A 9,862-nucleotide genomic window follows, 5' to 3' on the forward strand; every position below is an offset into this window, starting at 1 on the left:
CCCCCGCCGAGCCGCCCGCCGGGCGCGACGCCACCGCCTCCGCCGAGCCGCCCGCCGGGCGCGACGCCACCGCCCCCGCCGAGCCGCCCGCCGGGCGGGACGGCACCGACAAGCCCGCCGACCCCGCCGGAGGCGATCCCGCGTGAATGACGCACTCGACGTCGCCCTCCGGCTGCTCGTCGTCTTCGCCGTCTTCATCGTGCTGCCGCTCGTCATCGGGCAGACCGAGCACAAGGTCATGGCCCACATGCAGGGCCGCCTCGGCCCCATGTACGCGGGCGGCTTCCACGGCTGGGCCCAGCTCGTCGCCGACGGCGTGAAGTTCGCGCAGAAGGAGGACGTGGTCCCGAAGGACGCGGACCGGCGGATCTTCCAGCTCGCGCCGGCCGTCGCCCTCCTCCCGTACCTCCTCGTCCTCGTCGCGATCCCGATCGGCCCGAGCGAAGGCGCCGTCGGGCAGCTCGTCGACGCCGGCATCTTCTTCGTGCTCGCCGTGATGGGCGTCGGCGTGCTCGGCAGCCTCATGGCCGGCTGGGCCTCCGCGAACAAGTTCTCGCTGCTCGGCGCCCTGCGCACGGCCGCCCAGCTCCTCGCGTACGAGCTGCCGATGCTGCTCGCGGCGGCGTCCGTCGCGATGGCCGCCGGCACCGTCTCGCTGCCCGGCATCCTGAACGCCTTCGAGTGGTGGTGGCTGCCCTGGCAGATCATCGGCGCGCTCGTGTTCTTCGTCGCCGGCCTCGCCGAACTCCAGCGGCCCCCGTTCGACATGCCGGTCGCCGACTCGGAGATCATCTTCGGCGCGTACACCGAGTACACCGGCCTCCGCTTCGCGCTGTTCCTGCTCGCCGAGTACGCGGGCATCGTCGTCCTCTGCGGACTGACCACCGTCCTCTTCCTCGGCGGCTGGCACGGCCCCTTCGGCGCCGACGGCCTCGGCTGGGTCTGGACCCTCCTCAAGACGGCCGTCCTGGCCTTCGTCGTGATCTGGCTGCGGGTGAGCTACCCGCGCCTGCGCGAGGACCAGCTCCAGAAGCTCGCCTGGACGGCCCTCGTCCCGCTCGCGCTCGCGCAGATCGCGCTGACCGGCATCGTGAAGGTGGCGATCCAGTAACCATGGCTCCGATTCCCGGCTCCGGCCTCGCCAAGGGCCTCGCCGTCACCCTCCGCACGATGACGAAGAAGACCGTCACCGCGCAGTACCCCGACGTGCAGCCCGAGCTGCCGCCCCGCACCCGCGGGGTCATCGGCCTGTTCGAGGAGAACTGCACGGTCTGCATGCTCTGCGCCCGTGAGTGCCCCGACTGGTGCATCTACATCGACTCCCACAAGGAGACGGTGCCGCCCGCCGCCCCCGGCGGCCGCGAGCGCAGCCGGAACGTCCTCGACCGCTTCGCCATCGACTTCTCGCTCTGCATGTACTGCGGCATCTGCATCGAGGTCTGCCCCTTCGACGCGCTGTTCTGGTCGCCCGAGTTCGAGTACGCGGAGACCGACATCCACGAGCTCACCCACGAGCGCGACAAGCTCCGCGAGTGGATGTGGACGGTCCCCGAGCCGCCCGCGCTCGATCCGTGCGCGGAGGAGCCGAAGGAGATCGCCGCGGCCCGCAAGGCGGCGGAGAAGGCCGCCGCCCAGGCCGCCGCCGAGGCCGAGGCAGCCGCCCAGGCCCAGGCCGCCGCCGAAGCCGAGGCAGCCGCCCAGGCCCAGGCCGCCGCCGAGGCCGAGGCCGCCGCCCAGGCCCAGGCCGCCGCCGAAGCCGAGGCAGCCGAAGCCGAAGCCGAGGCCCAGGCCCAGGAGGACCAGCAGTGACCCTCGCAGCACAGGCCGCCCACGGCTTCCTCTCGCCCACCGGCGTCGAGATCGCCTTCGTCCTCGTCGGCATCGCCACCCTCGGCGCCGCCCTCGTGACCGTCACCACCCGCCAGCTGGTGCACGCCGCCCTCTGGCTGGTCGTGGCGCTCGGCGGGCTCGCCGTCGAGTACCTGCTCCTGACCGCCGAGTTCATCGCCTGGGTCCAGGTCCTGATCTACGTCGGTTCCGTCGTCGTCCTCCTCCTCTTCGGTCTCATGCTCACCAAGGCCCCCATCGGCCGCTCCCCGGACGCCGACTCCGGCAACCGACCGGTCGCCCTCGCCGTCGCCCTGGCCGCCGGGGCCGCCCTCGTCTGGGTCGTCGTCGACGCCTTCCGTACGACCTGGATCGACCTGGACGGCCCCGCCCAGGGCTCCACGGGCGTGACCGGCGAGATCCTCTTCCAGCACTGGGTGCTGCCCTTCGAGGCCCTGTCGGTGCTGCTCCTCGCCGCCCTGGTGGGCGCGATCGTCCTCTCCCGGAAGAAGAAGGAGGACGAGAACTGATGCACCTCGCCTACCCGGCCGTCCTCGCCGCCCTCCTCTTCGCCGTCGGTCTCTACGGTGTCCTCGCCCGCCGCAACGCGATCCTGGTCCTGATGTCCGTCGAGCTCATGCTCAACGCCGTCAACCTCAACCTGGTCGCCTTCGACGTCTGGCTCCGCGACACCCTCCACGCCGGCCAGGCCCTCACCCTCTTCACCATCGCCGTCGCCGCCGCGGAGATCGGCATCGGTCTCGCGATCGTCCTGATGGTCCACCGCAACCGCGGCACCTCGGACGTCGACCGCCTGCGCGACACCAAGGAACGGCCGTCGGCCGAAGAACAGCCGTCCGCCGAGGAGAAGGCCGAGGCCGCCGCGTGACCACGACCACCCTCGCCGTCCTCGTCCCCCTCCTCCCCTTCCTCGGCTCCGCCGCCGGACTCCTGCTGGGCCGCACCGCGCCCGGCTTCGTCCGCCCGCTGGCCGTGCTGCCGACCCTCGCCGCCGCGGTCCTCGCGGCCCTGGTCGCCGCCCGCCAGGGCGGAGGGAAGGCGATCGACGCCGCCACCCAGCTCACCCCGACCGGGTCCGTCCCGATCGACCTGAGCCTCCACATCGACGGCTTCGCGGCCCTCGTCGCCGTCCTCGTCGGCGTGGTCGCGACCTGCGTGCAGATCTACTCGACCGGCTACCTCCGCGACGACCCGCGCTACCCCTCGTACGCCGCGCTCGTCTCCCTCTTCACCTCCGCGATGCTGCTCGTCGTCTACTCCGGCGACCTGATGGTGCTCCTGGTCGGCTGGGAGATCATGGGCATCTGCTCGTACTTCCTCGTCGGCCACTACTGGGAGACGCCCGAGGCGCGGTCCGCCTCCCTCAAGGCCTTCCTCGTCACCAAGCTCGGTGACGTCCCCTTCCTCATCGGTCTCTTCGCGCTCGCCGCCGACGCGGGCACGTTCCAGATCAGGGGCGTCCTCGGCGCCGTCGCGAGCGGCGGCCTCGACCACCCCACCCTGGTCGCGCTGCTGCTGCTCGCCGGCGTCGCGGGCAAGTCCGCGCTGTTCCCGCTCCACACCTGGCTCCCGGACGCCATGGCCGGCCCCACCCCCGTCTCCGCTCTCATCCACGCGGCGACGATGGTCGCCGCCGGCATCTACTTCGTCGCCCGGCTGCTGCCCGTCTTCGCCGCCTCCGCCGCCGCGATGACCGTGCTCGCCGTGATGGCCGCGATCACCATGGTCGGCTCGGGGCTCGCCGCGCTCGCCCAGGACGACATCAAGCGGGTCCTCGCCTACTCGACGATCGGACAGCTCGGCTACATGGCCGGGGCCCTCGCCGTCGGCGACCGCGGGGCCGCCGTCTTCCACCTCCTCTCGCACGCCGCGTTCAAGGCGCTCCTGTTCCTCGCCGCCGGCGCGGTCATCCACGCCGCCGGCACGAACTCGCTCACCGCCATGTCCCGCATGAGCGGCCTCGCGAAGCGCATCCCCGACGCGTACTGGACGATGACCGTCGCCCTCCTCGCGCTCGCCGCGATCCCGCCCTTCGCCGGCTTCTTCTCCAAGGAAGCCGTCCTCGTGGCCGCCGAGCACACCGCCCTCGGCGAGCGGGACGTCGCCCCCGCCGGGGCCGGCTGGACCGTCCTCGTCGCCGGACTGCTCACGGCCCTGCTGACCGCCGCGTACGCCCTCCGGCTCTGGCTGCGGACCTTCCGCGGCCGCGGCGCCGAAGCACCCGACCACGGTCGGCAGCCGATCGCCATGACCAGCGTCCTGTGGGTCCTCGCGATCCCCACCCTGGGCTTCGGTCTGACCGCCTCCTACCTCGACGACTGGTTCGACGGGAACGCCCTCACCCCGACCCTGACCACCGCCGTCCTCGGCACGGGCCTCGCCGCCGCCGGAGCCGTCATCACCTACGCGGTCTGGCGCACCCTCGCCGCCCGCACCCCGGTGACGGCCCCCCTCCCGCACGTCGCCCACCCGGACGCCGAGGCGGGCCAGGTCGAGGCCGAGGCGCTGCACCTGCCGCACCCCGCCGAGGACCCGGCCGACCCCGGCCGCGCCCTCCTGGGGCCGCTGCACGGACCGGCCGCCGACGGCTTCCACCTGGACGCCGTCTACCGGACCGCCTTCGTCCGCCCCGTACTCGCCGCCGCCTCCCTGGTCCGCTTCCTGGACCGCGAGGTCGTCGACACCTACGTCCGCGCCGCGGGCGATTCCGCCAAGGGGCTCGGCTGGCTCGTCCGCCGCGCCCAGACCGGCAACGTGCAGACCTATCTGAGCGCCCTGCTCGCCGGCTCCGTCGTCCTGGCGATCGTCGCCGTCGCCCTCGCCAACGCCGTCGCCGGAGCGTGAGCCGTGATCGATATCAGCGAATCCGTGATGCAGTTCCTTCTGGCGTTGATCGTCGCCGGCCCGCTCCTCGGCGCCGCCGCCGCTCTCCTGCCGGCCCCGCCCGGACTGAAGGGGAAGTCGCCCGACCAGGCCGTGCTCCGCCACGGCGTCCTCGTCACCGGCGTCATCCTGCTCGCCGCGATCGTCCTCGCGCTCGGCTTCGACCACGACCACCCGTCGAAGATGCAGGCCACGACGGACATCAGCTGGATCAGGGCACTCGACGTGCGCATCCACCTCGGTGTCGACGGCATTTCCCTCCCCCTCCTGGTCCTGACCGCGCTGCTGACCTTCCTCTGCGCGCTGTACAGCTACTTCAAGATGCCTTCGGGCCCGTCCCCGAAGGCCTTCGTCGCGCTCCTGCTCGTCCTGGAGTCCGGCACCCTCGCCACCTTCGCCGTCCTCGACCTCGTCCTGTTCTTCCTGGCCTTCGAGATGGTCCTCATCCCGATGTACTTCCTCATCGCCCGCTGGGGCGGCGAGGGCAGGCAGGCCGCCGCCTGGAAGTTCATCCTCTACACGCTGCTCGGCTCCGTCGTCATGCTGCTCGGCCTGCTCCTCATCGGCGTGAAGGCGGGCACGTTCGACATGGTGGCACTCGCCACTGACAACGGCCGTGGACTGACCACATCCGTGCAGGTCATCGCCGTTCTCGCGATCGGTCTCGGGCTCGCCGTGAAGACCCCGATGTGGCCGCTGCACAGCTGGCTCCCGGACGCCCACACCGCCGCCCCGACCGTCGGCTCCGTCCTCCTCGCCGGCGTCCTGCTGAAGATGGGCACGTACGGCTTCGTCCGGATCGTCCTGCCGATCACCCCCGACGGCATGCGCGTCTTCGCCCCCTACCTGGCCGCCTTCGCCGTCTCCGGGATCATCTACGGATCGCTCGCCTGCCTCGCCCTCGCGAAGCCCGGCAACAAGGGCGACCTCAAGCGCCTCATCGCGTACTCCTCCGTCGGCCACATGGGCTTCGTGCTCCTCGGCATCGCCACCATGACCCCCACCGGGGTCAACGGCGCCCTCTTCGCCAACATCGCCCACGGCCTCATCACCGGCCTGCTGTTCTTCCTGGTCGGCGCGCTCAAGGACCGGTACGGCACCGCCGACCTCGACACCCTCGCCGGAGCCACCGGCGCCGCCCTCTACGGCCGCGCCCCCCGCCTCGGCGCCCTCCTCGCCTTCGCCTCCGTCGCCTCCCTCGGACTGCCCGGCCTCGCCGGCTTCTGGGGCGAGATGCTCGCCCTCTTCGGCGCCTTCGACCCGGCCGAGGGCCTCAGCCGCCCCGCCTTCCTCACCTTCATGGCGATCGGCGCCTTCGGCACCCTCCTCACCGCCGCCTACCTCCTCGTCGTCGTCCGCCGCGTCTGCATGGGCGGCCCGCGACCCGCGGGGGAGACGGCGATCGCCGACGTCCAGGGGTACGAGTTCGCCGCCTGGACCCCGCTCGTCGCCCTCACCGTCCTCGCCGGACTCTGGCCCGCCGTCCTCCTCGGCCTCACCGACCCGGCCGTCCAGCAGCTCCTCGCCGGAGGCACCCAGTGACGTCGTCGCTCGTCCAGTCCGTCGACTGGCTCACGATCGCGCCCCCCACCCTCACGGCCGTGGTCGCCCTCGTCGTCCTCGTCGCCGACCTCTTCGTGCCGCAGGAACGCAAGCAGCTCCTCGGCTGGACCGCGATCGGCGGCCTCGTCGCCGCCCTCGCCCTCCTGCTGCCGCTGCGCTCCGGCGACCGCGCCACCTTCTGCCTGACCGCCAAGGCCCAGGCCGAGGGCCACGCGCCCGCCTGCAGCTACACGGCCGACCACTTCACCCTCGTCATCCAGCTGCTGGTCCTCGCCGGCGCGCTCGTCACCGCCTTCCTGTCGATGGACGAGACCCGCGAGAAGCTCCCGGCCGGCGAGTACTGGTTCCTGCTGCTGTCCTCGGCCGCCGGCGCCGCCCTGCTGCCCGCCTCCCGCGACCTCGCCACCCTCGTCGTCGCCCTCGAAGTGGCCTCGCTGCCCGCGTTCGCGCTCGTCGGCCTGAAGCGCGGCGACCGCATGTCCGGCGAGGCCGCGCTCAAGTTCTTCCTGTCCTCCGTCACCGCGACCGCCGTCACCCTGCTCGGCGTCAGCTTCGTGTACGCGGCGACCGGCACCCTCCACCTCGCGGAGATCGCCCAGCGCCTCGACGACGTCCCCGGGCAGCTCCAGACGCTCGCCGAGGCCGGAGTCGCGCTCACCCTCGTCGGCTTCGCCTTCAAGACCGCCGCCGTGCCCTTCCACTTCTGGGTGCCCGACACCTACGTCGGAGCCCCGCTGCCCGTCGCCGCCTACCTCTCCGTGGTCGGCAAGGCCGTCGGCTTCACCGGCCTGATCCTGGTGACGGTCGTCGCCTTCCCGTCGTACGCGGACGTGTGGGGCCCGGCGCTCGCCGCGCTCGCCGCGCTCACCATGACCGCAGGGAACGTCGCCGCGCTCCGCCAGGTGTCCACGCGCGCGTGGAGCGCGGTACGCCTCCTCGCCTGGTCCTCCGTCGCCCAGGCCGGCTACCTCCTGGTGCCGATCGCGGCCGCCGCGTACTCCAGTGACGACCAGATCGGCGCCACCGTCGCGTACGCCCTCATGTACGCCGTCGTGAACCTCGGCGCCTTCGCGATCGTCGCGCTCGTCGCCCGGACCCACCCCGAGAACCGGATCGCGGACTACCGGGGCCTGTACGCCGCCAGCCCGGCCGCGGCCCTCGCGCTCGGGTTCTTCCTCCTGAATCTGGCCGGTTTGCCCCCGGGTATCATCGGCCTCTTCGCCAAGGTGACCGTCTTCTCGGCGGCCGTCGACGCGGGCCTCGGGTGGCTGGCCGTGATCATGGGCGTCAACGTCGTGATCGCGCTGTACTACTACCTGCGCTGGACGGCGCTGCTCTTCCGCGCACCGGAAGGCGCTCCGGAGGGCGTTCCGGAGGGCGCCCCCGTCACGCACAGGGCCCCCGCGCCGGTCACCGTGGCGATCGTGCTGACCGCCGCCGTCGGAGTCGTCCTGTCGGGCTACCCGCAGTTCGCCCTCCGCTTCGCGACGGGCAGCCTCTTCTGATCCCCCCACAGAGAGAACCGAGGAGCAACACCCCGTGCTGAACGGATTCAAGGACTTCATACTTCGCGGGAACGTCGTCTCGATGGCCATCGGTCTGGCCGTCGGCTCCGCGTTCACGGCCGTCGTCACGGGCTTCAGCAAGGCGTTCATCACCCCGCTCATCGGTCTGGCCACCGGCTCGGTCGGCGACTTCAGCGAGGCCAGCTTCACCGTCGGCAAGACCGTCTTCCCCTACGGTCTGGCGATCGCCGCGGCCATAGCGTTCGTGATCACCGCCGCGGTCCTCTACTTCGTGATCGTCGTCCCGATGACGAAGATCCAGGAGAAGTTCGCCAAGGAGGAGGCGAACGACCCGAAGTCGGAGAAGCGCGACTGCCCCCGCTGCTTCACCGAGATCCCGGCCATCGCCTCCCGCTGCGCCCACTGCACCAGCGAGGTCGAGCCCACGTCCGCCATCGCCGGCCTGGAGAAGATCCCCGCCGCGCGCTGATCACCCGAACGGCCCACACGGCACCCCGTGCGAGCTGGGGAACCCGAACCTTCCGCCTGGCGTTGACCAGTACGGGAGGGTCCACTGGACGAGTAGACCGCGACCAGGAAAAGGGTTCCCCTGCCGCACCACTTGGAGGGCGTACCGTGCACCGCCGGCACAACGGGCTGAGGACCGCCGTCCTCCTCGGAGGGCTCTCGGCCCTCATCATCGTCATCGGCAGCTTCTTCGGGCGTACGGGGCTGATCGTCGCGCTGCTCGTGGCGCTCGGCACCAACGCGTACGCGTACTGGAACAGCGACAAGCTGGCGCTGCGGGCCATGCGCGCCCGCCCGGTGAGCGAGTTCGAGGCCCCGGCCCTGTACCGGATGGTCCGCGAACTCTCCACGCAGGCGCGTCAGCCCATGCCCCGGCTCTACATCTCGCCGACGCAGGCGCCCAACGCCTTCGCGACCGGCCGCAACCCGCGCAACGCCGCCGTCTGCTGCACCGAGGGCATCCTCGCGATCCTCGACGAGCGCGAGCTGCGCGGGGTCATCGGCCACGAGCTGAGCCACGTCTACAACCGGGACATCCTCATCTCCTCGGTCGCCGGAGCGCTCGCCTCCGTGATCATGTTCCTGGTCAACTTCGCCTGGCTGATCCCGGTCGGCCGCTCCAACGACGACGACGGCCCGGGGATCCTCGGCTACCTGCTGATCCTCATCCTCGGCCCGATCGCCGCCTCGGTCATCCAGCTCGCCATCTCCCGCTCCCGGGAGTACGAGGCCGACGCCTCCGGCGCCCAGCTCACCGGTGACCCGCTCGCCCTCGCCAGCGCCCTGCGGAAGCTGGAGGCCGGCACCAAGCAGCTTCCGCTGCCGCCCGAGCCGAGGATCGAGACCGCGAGCCACATGATGATCGCGAACCCCTTCCGGCCCGGCCAGGGCCTCTCCAAGATGTTCTCCACGCATCCGCCGATGGCCGAGCGGATCGCCCGTCTCGAACAGATGGCAGGTCGACGCCCGTGAAGACGATCCTCAACGTCATTTGGCTGATCCTGTGCGGATTCTGGATGTTCCTGGGCTACATGCTCGCGGGCGTCCTGCTCTGCATCACGATCATCGGCATCCCCTTCGGACTCGCCGCGTTCCGCATCGGCGTCTACGCGCTCTGGCCCTTCGGCCACACGGTCGTCGACCGGCGTGACGCGGGCGCGGCGTCCTGCGTCGGGAACGTGCTGTGGCTGATCCTGGCGGGGTGGTGGCTCGCGCTCGGTCACATCACGACCGGGATCGCGCTCTGCATCACGATCATCGGGATCCCGCTGGGCATCGCGAACTTCAAGATGATCCCGGTGTCGCTGCTGCCACTGGGCAAGGAAATCGTCCCGACGAACCAGGCATACGGCTACGGCGTGCGCTGAGGGCCCCGTGCGGGGCCCGCGCCCGGCTGGGCGGCGCCCCTGCCCACCGCCGTGTGGGGCCCGCGCCCGGCTGGGCGGCGCCCCGGCCCACCGCCGTGTGGGCAATCGTCCCGCAGGGCGGGACGGGTGGGCACACGGGACGGCGCCCCTGCCGGCGCCAGAGGCTCC

Annotated in this window: 10 protein-coding genes; all 10 read left to right on the forward strand. The window is 71.8% G+C overall.

Annotation, left to right across the window (positions count from 1 at the left end):
* Positions 1 to 142 precede the first annotated feature (142 nt).
* The 10 genes from ACWGN5_RS41135 (at position 143) to ACWGN5_RS41180 (ending at position 9,694) form a co-directional block, all read left to right on the forward strand.
* Complete coding sequence (locus ACWGN5_RS41135; protein WP_453523961.1) at positions 143 to 1,111, forward strand: complex I subunit 1/NuoH family protein; 969 nt, start codon at positions 143 to 145, stop codon at positions 1,109 to 1,111.
* Positions 1,112 to 1,113: 2 nt separating this feature from the next.
* Positions 1,114 to 1,809, forward strand: a complete 696-nt coding sequence (locus tag ACWGN5_RS41140; RefSeq protein WP_453523964.1) for a NuoI/complex I 23 kDa subunit family protein — start codon at positions 1,114 to 1,116, stop codon at positions 1,807 to 1,809.
* On the forward strand, positions 1,806 to 2,357 hold the full coding sequence (locus ACWGN5_RS41145) for an NADH-quinone oxidoreductase subunit J family protein (protein WP_453523967.1): 552 nt from the start codon (positions 1,806 to 1,808) through the stop codon (positions 2,355 to 2,357). Before ACWGN5_RS41140 ends, ACWGN5_RS41145 begins: the two co-directional genes overlap by 4 nt.
* Positions 2,357 to 2,716: an NADH-quinone oxidoreductase subunit NuoK gene (nuoK, locus tag ACWGN5_RS41150; RefSeq protein ID WP_356903044.1), complete on the forward strand. Its 360-nt coding sequence runs from the start codon at positions 2,357 to 2,359 to the stop codon at positions 2,714 to 2,716. The genes ACWGN5_RS41145 and nuoK overlap by 1 nt, the downstream gene beginning before the upstream one ends.
* On the forward strand, positions 2,713 to 4,692 hold the full coding sequence (locus ACWGN5_RS41155) for an NADH-quinone oxidoreductase subunit 5 family protein (RefSeq protein WP_453523970.1): 1,980 nt from the start codon (positions 2,713 to 2,715) through the stop codon (positions 4,690 to 4,692). The genes nuoK and ACWGN5_RS41155 overlap by 4 nt, the downstream gene beginning before the upstream one ends.
* 27 nt (positions 4,693 to 4,719) lie before the next feature.
* The gene (locus tag ACWGN5_RS41160; protein ID WP_453523982.1) at positions 4,720 to 6,273 is read left to right on the forward strand and encodes a complex I subunit 4 family protein; all 1,554 of its coding nucleotides are present in this window, start codon (positions 4,720 to 4,722) and stop codon (positions 6,271 to 6,273) included.
* A complete protein-coding gene (locus ACWGN5_RS41165; RefSeq protein WP_453523973.1) occupies positions 6,270 to 7,799 on the forward strand; it encodes an NADH-quinone oxidoreductase subunit N in 1,530 nt (509 codons plus the stop codon). Before ACWGN5_RS41160 ends, ACWGN5_RS41165 begins: the two co-directional genes overlap by 4 nt.
* A gap of 34 nt (positions 7,800 to 7,833) precedes the next feature.
* A complete protein-coding gene (mscL, locus tag ACWGN5_RS41170) occupies positions 7,834 to 8,289 on the forward strand; it encodes a large conductance mechanosensitive channel protein MscL (RefSeq protein WP_453523976.1) in 456 nt (151 codons plus the stop codon).
* Positions 8,290 to 8,435: 146 nt separating this feature from the next.
* Positions 8,436 to 9,299 carry a zinc metalloprotease HtpX gene (gene htpX / locus ACWGN5_RS41175; RefSeq protein WP_365222310.1) on the forward strand — a complete coding sequence of 288 codons (864 nt, stop codon included), beginning with the start codon at positions 8,436 to 8,438 and terminating at the stop codon, positions 9,297 to 9,299.
* Positions 9,296 to 9,694, forward strand: a complete 399-nt coding sequence (locus ACWGN5_RS41180; protein ID WP_453523979.1) for a YccF domain-containing protein — start codon at positions 9,296 to 9,298, stop codon at positions 9,692 to 9,694. Before htpX ends, ACWGN5_RS41180 begins: the two co-directional genes overlap by 4 nt.
* The last annotated feature ends 168 nt before the right edge of the window (positions 9,695 to 9,862 follow it).

The sequence above is a fragment of the Streptomyces sp. NPDC055815 genome, from assembly GCF_053616475.1.

Excerpts from the sequence above, each read along its gene's own strand:
- ACWGN5_RS41140 (WP_453523964.1), top strand. The coding sequence starts at position 1,114 with ATGGCTCCGATTCCCGGCTCCGGCCTCGCCAAGGGCCTCGCCGTCACC.
- nuoK (WP_356903044.1), top strand. The coding sequence starts at position 2,357 with ATGCACCTCGCCTACCCGGCCGTCCTCGCCGCCCTCCTCTTCGCCGTC.
- ACWGN5_RS41160 (WP_453523982.1), top strand. The coding sequence starts at position 4,720 with ATGCAGTTCCTTCTGGCGTTGATCGTCGCCGGCCCGCTCCTCGGCGCC.